General features: G+C 70.8%; 15 protein-coding genes. 2 read left to right on the top strand and 13 right to left on the bottom strand.

The window, feature by feature from the left end:
- The first annotated feature begins 19 nt into the window (after positions 1-19).
- The gene (locus BN940_RS20120; protein ID WP_043683128.1) at positions 20-1807 is read left to right on the top strand and encodes a methyl-accepting chemotaxis protein; all 1788 of its coding nucleotides are present in this window, start codon (positions 20-22) and stop codon (positions 1805-1807) included.
- Between the two features lie 2 nt (positions 1808-1809).
- Positions 1810-2544, top strand: a complete 735-nt coding sequence (locus BN940_RS18000; protein WP_052355811.1) for a hypothetical protein — start codon at positions 1810-1812, stop codon at positions 2542-2544.
- Positions 2545-2549: 5 nt separating this feature from the next.
- Here BN940_RS18000 and fliR read toward each other — a convergent pair whose 3' ends face one another.
- From fliR to fliF, 13 genes are all read right to left on the bottom strand, one after another.
- Positions 2550-3335, bottom strand: a complete 786-nt coding sequence (gene fliR / locus BN940_RS11380) for a flagellar biosynthetic protein FliR (protein WP_043683125.1) — start codon at positions 3333-3335, stop codon at positions 2550-2552.
- 19 nt (positions 3336-3354) lie between these two features.
- Positions 3355-3624 carry a flagellar biosynthesis protein FliQ gene (fliQ, locus tag BN940_RS11375; protein ID WP_043683122.1) on the bottom strand — a complete coding sequence of 90 codons (270 nt, stop codon included), beginning with the start codon at positions 3622-3624 and terminating at the stop codon, positions 3355-3357.
- 10 nt (positions 3625-3634) lie between these two features.
- Positions 3635-4408: a flagellar type III secretion system pore protein FliP gene (gene fliP / locus BN940_RS11370; RefSeq protein ID WP_043683119.1), complete on the bottom strand. Its 774-nt coding sequence runs from the start codon at positions 4406-4408 to the stop codon at positions 3635-3637.
- The gene (gene fliO, locus BN940_RS11365; protein WP_043683117.1) at positions 4408-4728 is read right to left on the bottom strand and encodes a flagellar biosynthetic protein FliO; all 321 of its coding nucleotides are present in this window, start codon (positions 4726-4728) and stop codon (positions 4408-4410) included. The genes fliP and fliO overlap by 1 nt, the downstream gene beginning before the upstream one ends.
- Positions 4729-4734: 6 nt before the next feature.
- Positions 4735-5262, bottom strand: a complete 528-nt coding sequence (gene fliN / locus BN940_RS11360) for a flagellar motor switch protein FliN (RefSeq protein ID WP_043683115.1) — start codon at positions 5260-5262, stop codon at positions 4735-4737.
- Positions 5259-6275: a flagellar motor switch protein FliM gene (fliM, locus tag BN940_RS11355; RefSeq protein ID WP_043683111.1), complete on the bottom strand. Its 1017-nt coding sequence runs from the start codon at positions 6273-6275 to the stop codon at positions 5259-5261. Before fliM ends, fliN begins: the two co-directional genes overlap by 4 nt.
- Positions 6275-6748 (bottom strand): flagellar basal body-associated FliL family protein, encoded by a 474-nt coding sequence (locus BN940_RS11350; protein WP_043683109.1) that lies wholly within the window; start codon positions 6746-6748, stop codon positions 6275-6277. The genes fliM and BN940_RS11350 overlap by 1 nt, the downstream gene beginning before the upstream one ends.
- Before the next feature lie 82 nt (positions 6749-6830).
- Complete coding sequence (locus tag BN940_RS17995) at positions 6831-8201, bottom strand: flagellar hook-length control protein FliK (protein ID WP_206778292.1); 1371 nt, start codon at positions 8199-8201, stop codon at positions 6831-6833.
- Between the two features lie 19 nt (positions 8202-8220).
- Entirely contained in the window at positions 8221-8670 is a 450-nt protein-coding gene (fliJ, locus tag BN940_RS11340) for a flagellar export protein FliJ (RefSeq protein WP_043683106.1), read from the bottom strand.
- The gene (gene fliI, locus BN940_RS11335) at positions 8667-10130 is read right to left on the bottom strand and encodes a flagellar protein export ATPase FliI (RefSeq protein WP_052355809.1); all 1464 of its coding nucleotides are present in this window, start codon (positions 10128-10130) and stop codon (positions 8667-8669) included. Before fliI ends, fliJ begins: the two co-directional genes overlap by 4 nt.
- Positions 10127-10900 (bottom strand): flagellar assembly protein FliH, encoded by a 774-nt coding sequence (fliH, locus tag BN940_RS11330; protein ID WP_043683103.1) that lies wholly within the window; start codon positions 10898-10900, stop codon positions 10127-10129. Before fliH ends, fliI begins: the two co-directional genes overlap by 4 nt.
- On the bottom strand, positions 10893-11894 hold the full coding sequence (gene fliG, locus BN940_RS11325) for a flagellar motor switch protein FliG (protein ID WP_043683101.1): 1002 nt from the start codon (positions 11892-11894) through the stop codon (positions 10893-10895). Before fliG ends, fliH begins: the two co-directional genes overlap by 8 nt.
- Positions 11881-13587 (bottom strand): flagellar basal-body MS-ring/collar protein FliF, encoded by a 1707-nt coding sequence (gene fliF / locus BN940_RS11320; RefSeq protein WP_043683099.1) that lies wholly within the window; start codon positions 13585-13587, stop codon positions 11881-11883. The genes fliG and fliF overlap by 14 nt, the downstream gene beginning before the upstream one ends.
- Positions 13588-13793 lie beyond the last annotated feature (206 nt).

Genomic DNA, 13793 nt, shown 5'->3' with positions numbered 1-13793 from the left:
TGATAGAGGTAGAGGAGACATGAGAAAAATCACCCTGACTTTGTCCCTGCGCGCCCGGCTGACGCTGGTCGTGGCGCTGCTGTCCCTGCTGACGTTCGCGGCGGTGGGCAGCGCCTGGTTCGTCCAGCGGGAAAGCCAGCGCACGGTGGGCCAGTTGTCGGCCATCGGGGTCCAGGCGAATTCCGACGTCAAGAACGCCTACATCTACGCCCAGCAGGCGGCCACCCAGGTCGACGGCGCGCTGGGCATCACCAACGAAAAGCAGCGCCTCTGGGAACTGGGCCAGGCCGACCAGCTGCTGAAGCGCTCGCGCGACGGCATGGCGTCCCTGCAGGCCTCGGGCGCCCTGGCGGGCTCCGACGGGGAGAACCTGCTGCACATGCTGGACGCGTCCTTCAAGGACTACTGGGCCCAGGTCGAGCAGCTGCGCGACTTCGCGGCCAAGCAGGACGCCAAGGGCTTCGAGGCCCTGAAGCGCGGCCGCCTGCGCGGCGCGGCGCGCGGCATGGATCGCGTGTTCGGCCAGTTCGACAAATTCATCCAGGACCGCAGCTCGGCCTCGCGCGCCGAACTGGCGCAGCTGTTCCATTGGGCCAATACCGGCCTGCTGGCGCTGCTGGTGGTGGCCGTGGTGCTGGCCCTGCTCGCCTACCGGACCCTGATCCGCACGGTGCTGCGGCCGCTGCAGGCCGTGGGCCGCCATCTGCAGCGCATCGCCGGCGGCGACCTGCGCGTGGCCATCGTGCCGCGCTCCAGCGACGAGATCGGCGCCCTGCTGCGCGACCTGAAGACGATGCGCGACAGCCTGGAGGCCATGATCTCCGGCGTGCGGGGTCGGATGGGGCAGATGGCCGGCGGCGCCCAGCGCATCGCGGCGGGCAACCTGGACCTGAGCAGCCGCACGGACGAGCAGGCGGCGGCCCTGCAGCAGACGGCGGCCAGCATGGAGCAGCTGGCCAGCACGGTCAAGCAGAACGCCGACAACGCCCAGCAGGCCAACCAGCTGGCGCATACCGCCTCCCAGGTGGCCTCGCGCGGCGGCGAGGTGGTGGGCGAGGTCGTCGCCACCATGGAAGGCATTTCGGGCAGCTCGCAGAAGATCGCCGACATCGTGGGCGTGATCGACAGCATCGCCTTCCAGACCAACATCCTGGCGCTCAACGCCGCGGTCGAGGCCGCCCGCGCCGGCGAGCAGGGCCGCGGCTTCGCCGTGGTGGCCGGGGAAGTGCGCGCGCTGGCCCAGCGTTCGGCGGCCGCCGCCAAGGAAATCAAGGGGCTGATCGAGGATTCCGTCAGCCGCGTCGGCGCCGGTTCGGCGCAGGTCCAGCGGGCCGGCGCGACCATGCGGGAGATCGTCGAGGCGGTCACCCGCGTGTCGGACATCATGAGCGAGATCACCGCCGCCACCATCGAGCAGTCCTCGGGCATCGACCAGATCAATCTGGCGGTCGCGCAGATGGATTCCGTGACCCAGCAGAACGCCCTGCTGGTGCAGCAGGCGGCGGAATCGGCCGGATCGCTGGAATCCCTGGCCGCCGAAGTCAACCAGGCGCTGGCGGTGTTCCAGGTGGGCGACGCCGCCGCCGACGATCACGGGATGCCGCCGTCCGCCGCCGCGCCGATCGCCGCCGTGCCGCCCGCCGCCGCACTGCCGGCCGAATCGGCCGCCGGGCACGAACCGGCCCCGGCCCCGGCCTCCGCCCGGCGCGAGCGGCCGGCCCCCGCCGCCGCGCCGCGGCTGCCGGCCGCACGCAAGTCCGCACCCGCCCGCCAGCCGGCGCGCGAGGAAGAATGGGAGGAATTCTGAGCATGGGATCTTTTTTCGCGCGCCGCGCGCCCGGGCGGGTTCCGGGCGGGGCCAGCGCGGCCGGGCGGCTGCGCCGGGCCGCGCTGGCGGTCTCGGTCGCGCTGCTGTCGGCGTGCGCATCCACGGACGTCCTGAATACGTCGGGGCTGGACCGCATCGTGGAGGGCCGCACCACGATGGAGCAGGCTTCCGACTACCTCGGCGCGCGGCCGGTGGACGTCTGGCGGCAGGGCGACACCACGCTGGCCCGCTGGGCCTTCAAGGGCTCCCTCGCCACCGATGCCGTCTACATCCGCCAGGAGGCCTGGCTGCGCTTCGGCCCGGACGGCACGTTCCAGCGCATGGAAAACGCCATCAACCTGCCCCTGAACCGGCGCCCCAGGACGGCGGCGCAGGCCGACCAGGAGGCGCGGGCCGAACGCCAGCAGGCCGGACGCGAGCAGGCCGCGCGCCCGGCGGCGGCCGCTCCGCTGCCCGTCCAGGCCGCCACGGCGCCAGCGGGAGAGACCGCGGGCGCCGCGGCGGTGCCGCTCGCCGTGCCGGCCGCCGACGCCATCCAGCCCGCGTCCCTGACCATTCCGCCGCCCGCCGCGCCGGCGGCCCGGACCTCCGGCAAATCGGCCAGGGCCCGCGCCGGCCAGGCGGGCGCGCCCAAGGCGGGCGGCGCCAATCCGCTGCTGCCGGCCGGCACCCGGGTCATCCCCGGCGTCACCTATCCGGTGCGCAAGGATCGCTGACGCGATTACATGCCGGCCAGGCTGCGCGCGATGCGCGCCATGGCCTGGTAGCCGCCCTCGAACAGGCTGGCCAGGAAATCGCCGCTCTGGGGCACCACGATGGCCAGCGTGATCAGGCCCGTGGTGAGCGAGATCGGAAAGCCGATGGCGAACACCGAGAGCTGCTGCGCCGTGCGGTTCAGGATCCCCATGGCCAGGTTGATCGTCAGCAGCACGATCACCAGCGGCAGCGCCAGCAGGGTGCCCGAGACCCAGAGCTGGGCGCTCCAGTCCAGCAGCGCGCCCCAGCCGTCGGTCATCAGCGGCGCGCCCACGGGCAGCAGGTCGAAGGTGCGCACCAGGCCGTCGAGCATCAGCAGGTGGCCGTTGACCGCCAGGAACACCAGCATCGCCACGACGTTCATCAGCCGCGACAGCACCGCCGTGTTGGCGCCGGTGGCCGGGTCGAAGAACGAGGCGAAGGCCAGGCCCATCTTCAGGCCGACGAATTCCCCCGCCATCATGACGGCGGTGAAGACCAGCCGCATGCTCAGGCCCAGCGCCATGCCGATCAGCACCTGCTGGGCGGCGATCAGCAGGCCGCTCCAGGAGGCCGGCGCGATCTGCGGCATCGGGCCGGCCAGGGGCGCGGCGATCAGGGTGAGGGCGATGGACAGGCCGATCTTCACCCGCATGGGGATGGACGATTCCCCCAGCACGGGCGCCAGCGCCACCAGCCCCGCGATGCGGAACAGCGGCCACAGCAGGCCGTTGATCCAGTCGTAGAGCTGGCCGATCTGGAAGGAAATCATGGCCCTGTGGGAACGGGCCCTAGGCGGCCAGGCCCGGGATGGAGTCGAGCAGGGTGCGGATGTAGTCCACCATGGTGCCGATCAGCCAGGGCCCGAGCAGCACCAGGGTGGCGCCCACGGCCAGCACCTTGGGAATGAACGACAGCGTCATTTCATTGATCTGCGTGGCCGCCTGAAAGATGCTGATGATCAGGCCCACGGCCAGGGTGATCAGCAGCAGCGGCCCCGCCATGATCAGGGCCACCCGCAGCGCCTGGTAGGTCATGGACATGACGGTTTCGGGAGTCATGCCGGGCCTCCTATTGGTAGAAGCTGCGGGCCAGCGAGCCCAGCAGCAGGTGCCAGCCGTCGGCCAGCACGAACAGCATCAGCTTGAAGGGCAGCGAGATCGTCACCGGCGGCACCATCATCATCCCCAGCGCCATCAGCAGGCTGGCGACCACCAGGTCGATGATGAGGAAGGGGATGAAGATCGTGAAGCCGATCTGGAAGGCCGTCTTGAGCTCGCTGGTCACGAAGGCGGGCACCAGCACGCGCAGGGGGACGGCATTCTGGTCTTCCAGCGGGCCGACGCCGGCCATCTCGGCGAACATCGCCAGGTCCGCTTCGCGGGTCTGGCGCAGCATGAAGGTCTTGAGCGGCTGGCTGCCCCGGCCGAGCGCCTGCTCGAAGGTGATCTCGTCGCGCGCCAGCGGCTGGTAGGCCTGGGCGTAGATCTGGTCGAAGACGGGCGACATCGTGAAGAAGGTCAGGAACAGCGCCAGGCCCACCAGGACCGCGTTGGGCGGCGAGACCCCCGTGCCCAGGGCGTTGCGCAGCAGGCCCAGCACGATGATGATGCGGGTGAAGCCCGTCATCATCAGCAGCGCCGCCGGCAGGAACGACAGCATGGTCAGCATGACCAGCGTCTGCACGCTCAGCGACCAGGTTTCCGCGCCGTTGGGGCCGGGCGTGGCGGTCAGGGCGGGCAGGGTGGCCTGCGCCAGGGCGCCGGCGGGCCAGGACAGGATCAGCGCCAGGCCGGCCAGCAGCCAGGGCGCCGGTCGCGCGGCGTGCGGGGCGGGGCGGCGCATCAGGAGCCCGACAGGGTCTTGCCGAGCGTGTCGGCGAAGTCCCCGGACGCGGCGTCCCCCGCCCGGGAGGCGTCCGGCAGGGTATGCAGCAGGGTGATCTGCTGGGCGGTCACGCCCAGCACCAGGCGGGCGTCCTCGACCTGGACCAGGGCGACCGAACTGCGCGCCCCCAGGCTGAGCGTGCCGAGCACGCGCAGGCGCGCCGTCTGTGCGCGGCCCGGCAGCCAGCCGCCGCGGCGGGCCACCCAGGCGAGCATCAGCAGCAGGCCCAGGATGAACAGCAGGGCGAGGACGACGCGCAGGATCTGGTCCTGGTCCATGGCGGATCAGCGGCGGTTGTTCAGCCGCGCGATACGGTCCGAGGGCGTGATGATGTCGGTGACGCGGATGCCGTATTTCTCGTCCACGACCACGACCTCGCCCTGGGCGATCAGGTAGCCGTTGACGTAGATGTCCATGGGCTCGCCGGCCAGGCCGTCGAGTTCCACCACCGAGCCCTGGCCCAGTTGCAGGATGTTCTTGATCGTCAGGCGCGTGCGGCCCAGTTCCACCGACAGCTGGACCGGGATGTCCATGATCATGTCGATGTCGCTGTCGCCCTCGGCGGCCTGGCTGGACAGCGGCTGGAACACCTGGGCGGCGGCGGACTGGGCCGGCGCCTGCGTCGCGGCGGTCTGTTCGGCCAGGGCGGCGGCCCAGTCGTCTTCCGCGCCCAGGCCGCTGGCCTGGGTGGGCTGGTCGTGCGCGGACTGCTGCTCGGCCATGGCGGCGGCCCAGTCGTCTTCCACGGAGCCACCGGAGGCCTGGCCCGTCAGGTTCGGGTCCTGGGTGTCGTCGTCTTTGATGTCGCTCATTTTTTCGTGCGGGCTAGCAGTTTGTCGGAGTCGTCGGGCGAGGCGAGCACCTTGTGCACGCGCAGGGCGTAGCGGCCGTTGAAGGTCCCGTAGCCGCATTCCAGCACCGGCACGCCGCCCACCCGGGCCGTGACGGAGGGCCGGATGTCCACCGGCAGCACGTCGCCCACGGCCAGGTGCAGCAGCTCGGCGATGGAGGTGTCGATCCGGGCGAATTCCACCGACAGCTCGACCTCGGCGCTGCGCACCTCGCGCGAGAGCTGCTGGGTCCAGCGCTGGTCGATCGCGTCGGCGGCGTTCTGCTGCAGCGGGCGCGACAGCAGGTCGCGGATCGGCTCGAGCATGGAATAGGGCAGGCAGATGTTGAGCTTGCCGCCGGAGGCGCCGAGTTCGATGTTGAACGAGGCCACCACCACGATGTCGTTGCCCGTGCTGATGCTGGCGAACTTGGTGTGCATTTCCGAGCGGATGTATTCCAGCTCCAGCGGGTAGACGGATTCCCAGGACTCGCGGTAGCAGTCCAGCGTCAGGCCCATCAGCCGGCGGATGATGCGCTGCTCGGTGTTGGTGAAGTCGCGCCCTTCGATGCGGGTGTTGTAGCGCCCGTGGCCGCCGAACAGGCTGTCGATGACGAGGAAGACCAGGTTCGGGTCGTAGGTGAACAGGCCCGTGCCGCGCAGCGGCTTCATGGCCACCATGTTCAGGTTGCTGGGCACGGGCAGGTTGCGCTCGAAATCCGAGTATTTCTGGATCTTGATCGCGTTGACGGTGATGTCGGCGTTGCGCCGCATGAAGCCGAAGAACATCGAACGCAGGCGGCGGGCGAAGCGCTCGTTGATCAGCTCCAGGGTCTGCATCCGGTGCCGCACGACGCGGTCCGGCGAGCCCAGGTCGTAGGGGCGGACCCCGTCCTGGGACTCGGCCGCGGCCTGCTGGCCCGAGGACTCCTCGCCGGTGACGCCTGCGAGCAGGGCATCGACTTCGTCCTGGGAGAGCATGCTCTGGTAGACCATTACTGCACCACGAAGGCTGTGAAGAGGACGTCGGCGATCTGCGGACTGGGCAGCTGCGCCGCGAACGGATGGGTCAGCGCGGCCTTGAGGGCGTCGACCAGCGCCTGGCGGCCTTCCGGCTTCTGGATGAGGGGCAGCTGCTGCGCCGAGAGCACCTTGAGGATGCGGTCGCGGACTTCGGGCATGTAGTCCGTGATCTGCTTGCGCGAGGCTTCGTCGCCCAGGCGCAGGGTGATCGCGGTGTAGAGGATGCGGTTGCGGGTTTCGCCGTACAGCGTGACCGTGAAGGGATCGAGTTCTGCGAAGATCGGTGCCGGGACCACCACGGGCGCCGCCGGAGCCGGCTGCTCGGTCGCCGAGGCGGCCGCCGGCACGCTGGGTGTGCCGTCTCTACTCGTGAACCACATCGTTGCGCCGACCGAGGCGCCGATGACGATGATGAGCAGGAGGATGAATTTGAGTAGCCTGAGCATGGTTCCGGGTTAATGCGTCACGATGACGGAAGGGCAAAATGAAGCATTGTAATGCGGGTCCTGCCCGGGGGAGCGAAAGAGTTCACGCAAAGGTATCCACCAGCGCATCCGGACGGGCGGCGGACCGGGGGGCCGACGCTGCGGCCGGCAGGGAGGCCGTTTCGGCGCTCTGGCCGTCCAGGCTGAAGACGGCCGTGCCGTTGCGGGCCGAAGGCGCCTGGCCCTGGCCTTGGGCCTGCTGGCCGGGCTGCTGGTCGCCGACGTCGGCCTGGCCCAGCGACAGGCCGGCCTGGGCCAGCTGCTGCTCCAGGTGGGGGAGCGCATTTTCCAGGGCCTGGCGCACGTTGGCGTGCGGCGAGACGAAGGACGCCTGGGCGATGGATTCGCCCACGTGCAGAGTGATGTGGATCGGCCCGAGTTCCGGTGGATTGACGTGCATCTGCACGGTGTGGCCCGCGCCGGTGAGGTTCTGGGCCAGCTGCAGGACCTGCCGGCTGAAATCCTGCGGCCATTGCGGGCTGGACAGCGGGGTGGACACGGCGACGGGCGCCGCGGCCGGGTTCGCCGCCGGCGCCGCGGCGGGCAGCAGGGCGGCGCTGGTGGGCGCGGCGGCCGAGGCCAGGGCGGCGGCGTTCGGCGCGGCGGCCTGGGACGTGTCCGGGCCGGCGTCGGGCCGGACGGAGACGGAGGATTCCACAACCCGGGTTCCGGCAGCCTGCGCCGCGAGCGCCTGGCCCGCGGACTGGGGCTGGTGCGCGGATTGCGCGTGGGCCTGGGTCTGGGCCTGGGCCTGGGCCGCAGCGGCGGTACGGGCGCGGCCGGGCCCCTGGGCCGCCGGCGCCGCCGTATCCGCCTGCAGGGGCGTCCGGCTGGCGGCGGCCGCGGCATGGGAGACCGCGGTGTCGGTGCGCGCAGCCTGGTTGCGGCCGTCCGTGCCGGCTTCGGCCGGATGCGCGGCCGAAGCCGTGCGCGCGTCCGGATCCGGAGCGAGGACGCGCACGTCGCTGCGGGCGTCGCCGTGTGCGGCGAGGGGCGCCGCCGTCCGGCCCGCGGCGGCGTCGGCCGGCAGGCGGGCCGCGCGCGGGCTGGCGGCGGCATCCGGCCGGTCCGTCTGGAGCGGGCGGTTTTCGGCGGCGGCCTGCGTCATCAGGGGCAGGGCGGCGCTGTCCAGGATCAGCGACAGGGTCTCGTCCGGGCCGAGGGGTTCGCGCCGCTCGGCGGCGTCCGCGTCGGCCCGGCCGCGGGCGCCATTGACCCGGCCGCCTGCGCCGTCGGTCCGGCCATCGGCCTTGTCGGGCCGGCGGGATTCCGTCGCGCGGCCGGCGGCGCCGTCCCGTTGCTGCGACAGCACGTTCGAGAAGGCCGGGGCGTCCGTTGGGGCGGCGGCGTCCGCTCCGCGCGCGGCGGCGTCTGCGGGCGCCGGGCTGGAGCTGGTGACAGGGAGGACGGGCATGTTCATGGCGTGTGCGGATTCAATGCGGCTGTCGGGTGCGCCGGTACAGGCCGGCCGAGATCTCGTCGCTGGCGCGCTGTTCGCGGCGCTGCTCGCGATACTGCCACTGACGGACCTGGCGCGCCTTGAGGGTTTCGTAGGAGTTCAGGCGGCGCTTTTCGTCGTGCCACTGCTTGCGTCCGGCCTCGATGCGCACGTCGATCTGGGCGATGATCGTATTTTGCTGGGAAATGGCCTCGTCCAATGTGGCAATAAACTGCCTAAAGTTGTGGTAATTCGAGGCCGATACGCCCTGCTCGGTGGTGTTCTGCAGGCGCCGCGTGTAGTCGGCGCGGTAGTCGTCCAGGGTGTTCAGCTGGCCCTGCGCCTCGCGGCGCCGGGCGCTGAGTTCGGACAGGGCGCGTCCGGCCTCGTCGAGCTTTTCCTGGGCCAGGTCGATCAGCACGTCCAGCGGTGTTTCAGGACTCATGGGCTTTCTCCCAGCACGCCGGCCAGCGCGGCCACCGCGGTGGGATAGTCCACCCGCACGTCGATGCCCTGCTGCAGGTAGCCTTCGAGCCAGGGGTGGCGCTCGATGGCTTGGTCGATTTCGGGGTCGTTTCCCGCAGTATAGGCGCCGACGGCGATCAGGTCGCGGTTGCGCTGGTACCGGGACATCATGCGCTTGAACCGGTGCACGTGGCGGAACTGGCTGTCGGGCACGATGGCGGACATGACCCGCGAGATCGAGGCCTCGATGTCGATGGCCGGGTAGTGGCCGGATTCGGCCAGGCTGCGCGACAGCACGATGTGGCCGTCCAGGATGGCGCGCGCCGAGTCGGCGATCGGGTCCTGCTGGTCGTCGCCTTCGGTCAGCACGGTGTAGAAGGCGGTGATGGAACCGGCCGGCCGCTCGCCCTGGGGCGCGCCGTTGCCCGCGCGCTCCACGAGGGTCGGCAGCTTGGCGAACACGGACGGGGGGTAGCCCTTGGTGGCGGGCGGCTCGCCGATGGCCAGGGCGATCTCGCGCTGGGCCATGGCGTAGCGCGTGAGCGAATCCATGATGAGCAGCACGTGCTTGCCCTGGTCGCGGAAGAATTCCGCCAGCCGGGTGGCGTAGACCGCGCCCTGCAGGCGCAGCAGGGGCGAGACGTCGGCCGGGGCGGCCACCACCACGGAGCGGGCCAGGCCGTCGGCCCCCAGGTTCAGCTCGATGAATTCCTTGACTTCGCGGCCGCGTTCGCCGATCAGCCCGACCACGATCACGTCGGCCTGGGTGTAGCGGGCCATCATGCCCAGCAGCACGCTCTTGCCCACGCCGGAGCCGGCGAACAGGCCCATGCGCTGGCCCCGGCCGACGGTCAGCAGGCCGTTGATGGCGCGCACCCCCACGTCCAGCACGGTGTCCACGGGCGCGCGGGTGAGGGGGTTGATCTGCAGGGCCGTCAGCGGCGCCATCTCCAGGTCCGCGGGCAGGGGCTTGCCGTCCAGCGGCCGGCCGGCGCCGTCCAGCACGCGCCCCAGCAGGGCGTTGCCGACCGGCAGGTGGCGCACCTGGTCGGTGACGATGGCGGCGGCTTCGGCCCCGGCCTGGTCGGCGGGGTCTTCAGGCAGCGGGACCGGGTCCAGCCACAGGGTTTCGGCGGGCACGATGCGGGCGCCCGGGGGCAGGCCGGTGATGTCGCTCTGCGGCATCAGGTAGAGGGTGTCGGCGTGGAAGCCCACGACCTCGGCGTCGGCCCAGCGGTCCTGGTCGGGCGAGATCTGGACCTTGCAGGCGGCGCCGACCGGCAGCTGCAGGCCGGTGGCCTCGAGCACCAGGCCGGTGGCGCGGGTCACGCGCCCCTGCCGGCTGGTCGGCTGGCGCGCCGAGACCCGCTGCTCGCAGGCGGCCAGCTGCGCCCGCCAGCGCGCGCCGGGAGAGTGCGCCGCGGACCCGTCCGGCGTCATGGCGGCCCGTCCGGCTGGCCCAGCGCGGCGATGATGCGCTGCCAGCGGGTTTCCAGCGTGGCGTCCACGGACCCCAGGGCGGTTTCCGCGACGCAGCCGCCGCGCGTGATGCTTTCGTCGGCGCTCAGGCGGTAGCGGGCGGGGTCGGGCGTCTGCTGCAGGAAGGCGTGCACCAGTTCGAGGTCGTCGGGATGCAGGCGCAGCCGCAGCGTGGCGCTTTGCTCGGGGCGGGCCTGCATGACCTCGCGCACCAGGTCCAGGATGTGGTTGGGATAGTCGCGGATATGGGTGCGCAGCACCTGCTCGGCGATGCGCACGGCCAGCTGGATGACGGACTGGCCGACTTCCTGCTCGATGTGCCAGAGCGCGCCGGCGCAGGCCCCGGCCAGGCCGTCCAGCCGGGCGGCCTGCTCGCGGGCCAGGGCGGCGCCTTCTTCCAGCCCCTGGGCGCGGCCCTGGGCGTGGCCTTCGGCCAGGCCCCGTTCCAGCCCCTGGGCATGGCCTTCGGCCAGCCCTTGTTCCAGGCCCAGGGCGTAGCCTTCGCGGCGGCCCTGCTCGAAGCCCTCGGCGCGGCCCTGGGCCAGGCCTTCCGCGCGCGCCTCGGCGAGCGCCTGGGTGCGGCGCCGCTGGAGCTCGGCCTGCTGGCGCGGGTCGCGGTCGCTCGCACGGCGCCCGATGGGCTGCTTGAGCGCGTCCAGGGATTCCATTTCCCAGCGCTGCCAGCGGGCCCGCGTCGCCAGGTCGATGACCGGCCGGGGTTTGTCAGACATACTCGTCGTTGCCCATCGACAGGTTGATCTGGCCGGCGTCGGCGAGCTTGCGCGCCACCATCAGGATCGCCTTCTGCTCGGTTTCGACGCGCGACATGCGCACCGGACCCTGGGCGTCCAGGTCGTCGCGCAGGATCTCGGCCGCGCGGTTGGACATGTTCTTGAAGAACTTGGCGCAGAGTTCCTCGCTGGCGCCCTTCAGGGCGATGGTCAGCGAGGCGGTGTCGATTTCCTTCAGGATGAGCTGGATGGCGGCGTCCTCGACGTCGACCAGGTTGTCGAACACGAACATCTCGTCGATGATGCGCTGCGCCAGGTCGGCGTCGATCTCGCGCAGGCTGCTGACCACGGCTTCTTCTTCGGCCGTGTTCATGAAGTTCAGGATTTCGGCGGCGGTGCGCACCCCGCCCATCTTCGAGCGCTTGGCGCCCTGGCCGGACAGGACCTCGTTGAGCACCTCGGTCAGTTCGTGCAGCGCGGACGGCTGCACCCCGCCGAAGGTGGCGATGCGCATCATCACGTCGTTGCGCACGCGCTCGTTGAGCAGCGCCAGGATGGCCGAGGCGCGGTCGCGTTCCAGGTGGACCAGGATGGTGGCGATGATCTGCGGGTGCTCGTCGGCGATCAGTTCGGCGACGTTGGCCGGCTCCAGCCAGTTCAGCGCGTCGATGCCCGAGCCCGTGCCTTCGCCGGCCTCCAGGATGTCCTCGATCAGGCCGGCGGCGCGGTCGGTGCCCAGCGCCTTGGTCAGGACGGAGCGGATGTAGTCGTCCGAGCCCAGGGTCACGGCCATGAACTGGTCGGCCTCGCGGCGGAAGTCCTCCAGGACCTGGTCGACGTCGGCCCGCGTGACCTGCTTGAGGTTGGCCATGGCCGAGCCGATCTGCTGCACCTCGCGCGAGGACAGGTACTTGAAGACTTCGGCGGCCGCGTCCTCGCCGAGGGACATCATCAGGATGGCGCAGCGGGTCAGGTCAGTGTCAGGATTTGGCATTCTTGGGGTCCATCCATGAACGCAGCACCATGGCGACGGCACGCGGATCGCGTTCGGCCAGCTGGCGGGCGGTGTCCAGGTTTTCCTCGTAGCGGTTCATTTCCGAGGCGCGCAGTTCGTCCTGGCGGCGCTGTTCGCGCAGGGTTTCCAGGTGGGCCTCGTTCTTGACGCGCTCGACCTGGGCGTTGGCGAAGCCCTGGACGATGGGCCGCACGATCGAGCGCCAGAGGAAGAACAGGACGGCCAGGACCAGGAGCACCTTCAGGATTTGCAGGGCGAGGCCGCGGTATTCCGGGTTCTCCCAGGGCTTGAATTGGGGTTCGGTGTTGGTGAAGGCGCTGTTGACCACGCTGAGGGTGTCGCCGCGGTCGGCCGAATAGCCCATGGCCTGCTTGACCAGCGCGTTGATGTCGTCCATTTCGGACGATTCCAGCGGGGCCGGTTCGCCGTTCTTGTTGCGGTAGTTGACCACCACGGCCACGGACAGGCGCTGCAGCGTGCCCAGCTCGTGCTTGACGTGGCTGATGGTGCGGTCGACCTCGTAGTTGACGGTGGCGTCGTTGCGCAGGGAGCCCTGGCGGGGGGCGGCGCCGGAGGCGACGGGCGTGCCGTTGATCGCGGTGGGGCCGCCGGCGGGCCGGGCCGCGGCGCCCTGCTGGGCGCCTGGCGCGCCAGTCTGGCCCTGCGCGCCCTGGGCCGGCGGGGTGGCCGGCGCCGTTTGGATCGCGGCCGTGGCGTTGGTCGGCGGTTCGTTCGACAGGGCGCCGGGGACGCCGGCGGGGGGCTGCATGCCGTTCTGCGCCGAGTCGCTGGTCTGCTTGCTGCGGATGGCGGCCGTGCCGGGCGTCTCGTTGGGGCGGTAGACCTCGGAGGTCTGCTCGCGCTGGGAGAAGTCCACGGCGGCGCTGACCTGGGCGCGCACGTTGCCCGGCCCGACGATGGGGTTGAGCAGGGTCAGGATGCGCTGGGCCGTGCGCTGTTCGATGTCGTTGATGAAGTTGCGCCGGGTGCCGTCCATGGCGGCTTCGCCGCCCGGCGAGGACATCAGGCGGCCGTCCTGGTCGACGATGGAGACCGATTCGGCATTGAGCTTGGGCACGCTGGAGGACACCAGCCAGGCGATCGCCGAGACCTGGGATTCGCTCAGGGTGCGCGACGGATAGAGCGTCAGCAGCACAGAGGCGGTGGGGGTTTCGCGCTCGCGCACGAACAGGGACTGGCGCGGGATGGCGAGGTGCACCCGGGCGGATTTGACCGGCTGCAGGGCCTCGATGGAGCGGGCGAGTTCGCCTTCGAGGGCGCGCTGGTAGGTGATCTGCTCAGAGAACTGGCTGGCGCCGAATTTCGGTTCGTCCAGCAGCTCGAAGCCCACGCTGCCGCCGCGCGGCAGGCCCTGTTCGGCCAGCTGCAGGCGCAGCGCGTAGACCTGGTCGGCCGGCACCAGGATGGTGGCGCCGTTGTCGGCGAACTTGTAGGGGACGTTGCGCTGGTTGAGGATGGAGACGATGGCGCCGCCGTCGCGTGCTTCCACGTTCGAGAACAGCGCGCGGTATTCCGGTTCGCGCATCCACAGGGCGGCGACGACGAACAGGGCCACGATCGCGGCGCCCAGGCCCAGCAGTACCGGCCGGGGCAGGGCAGCCATCCGCGCCAGGGCGGGGTTGCGGTTCATCCAGTCGGTAATGGGATTCATCGGATGGAAATTGCAGAGGGGGCCGCCAGGGCGCGCCCGGGCCAGAAACCGATGGTCTGGATGATGTGCATGCTGTTACGGCAGAATGATGGGATGTTGGCGGCCATTATGGCGGCGATTGGCGTTCGGGCAAGCCCTGAAAAACCCCGTTTTTGGGGCTTAGTTAGGATGATCCGTCCGGTGCGCGCGCCGGTTCGGGCAAACGG

The organism is Castellaniella defragrans 65Phen (assembly GCF_000612685.1).
In the GTDB taxonomy this organism is placed as follows: Bacteria; Pseudomonadota; Gammaproteobacteria; order Burkholderiales; family Burkholderiaceae_B; genus Castellaniella; species Castellaniella defragrans.
This window is presented reverse-complemented; position numbering and strand designations above follow the sequence as displayed.

Excerpts from the sequence above, each read along its gene's own strand:
- BN940_RS20120 (WP_043683128.1), top strand. The coding sequence starts at position 20 with ATGAGAAAAATCACCCTGACTTTGTCCCTGCGCGCCCGGCTGACGCTG.
- BN940_RS18000 (WP_052355811.1), top strand. The coding sequence starts at position 1,810 with ATGGGATCTTTTTTCGCGCGCCGCGCGCCCGGGCGGGTTCCGGGCGGG.
- fliR (WP_043683125.1), bottom strand. The coding sequence starts at position 3,335 with ATGATTTCCTTCCAGATCGGCCAGCTCTACGACTGGATCAACGGCCTG.
- fliQ (WP_043683122.1), bottom strand. The coding sequence starts at position 3,624 with ATGACTCCCGAAACCGTCATGTCCATGACCTACCAGGCGCTGCGGGTG.
- fliP (WP_043683119.1), bottom strand. The coding sequence starts at position 4,408 with ATGCGCCGCCCCGCCCCGCACGCCGCGCGACCGGCGCCCTGGCTGCTG.
- fliO (WP_043683117.1), bottom strand. The coding sequence starts at position 4,728 with ATGGACCAGGACCAGATCCTGCGCGTCGTCCTCGCCCTGCTGTTCATC.
- fliN (WP_043683115.1), bottom strand. The coding sequence starts at position 5,262 with ATGAGCGACATCAAAGACGACGACACCCAGGACCCGAACCTGACGGGC.
- fliM (WP_043683111.1), bottom strand. The coding sequence starts at position 6,275 with ATGGTCTACCAGAGCATGCTCTCCCAGGACGAAGTCGATGCCCTGCTC.
- BN940_RS11350 (WP_043683109.1), bottom strand. The coding sequence starts at position 6,748 with ATGCTCAGGCTACTCAAATTCATCCTCCTGCTCATCATCGTCATCGGC.
- BN940_RS17995 (WP_206778292.1), bottom strand. The coding sequence starts at position 8,201 with ATGCCCGTCCTCCCTGTCACCAGCTCCAGCCCGGCGCCCGCAGACGCC.
- fliJ (WP_043683106.1), bottom strand. The coding sequence starts at position 8,670 with ATGAGTCCTGAAACACCGCTGGACGTGCTGATCGACCTGGCCCAGGAA.
- fliI (WP_052355809.1), bottom strand. The coding sequence starts at position 10,130 with ATGACGCCGGACGGGTCCGCGGCGCACTCTCCCGGCGCGCGCTGGCGG.
- fliH (WP_043683103.1), bottom strand. The coding sequence starts at position 10,900 with ATGTCTGACAAACCCCGGCCGGTCATCGACCTGGCGACGCGGGCCCGC.
- fliG (WP_043683101.1), bottom strand. The coding sequence starts at position 11,894 with ATGCCAAATCCTGACACTGACCTGACCCGCTGCGCCATCCTGATGATG.
- fliF (WP_043683099.1), bottom strand. The coding sequence starts at position 13,587 with ATGAATCCCATTACCGACTGGATGAACCGCAACCCCGCCCTGGCGCGG.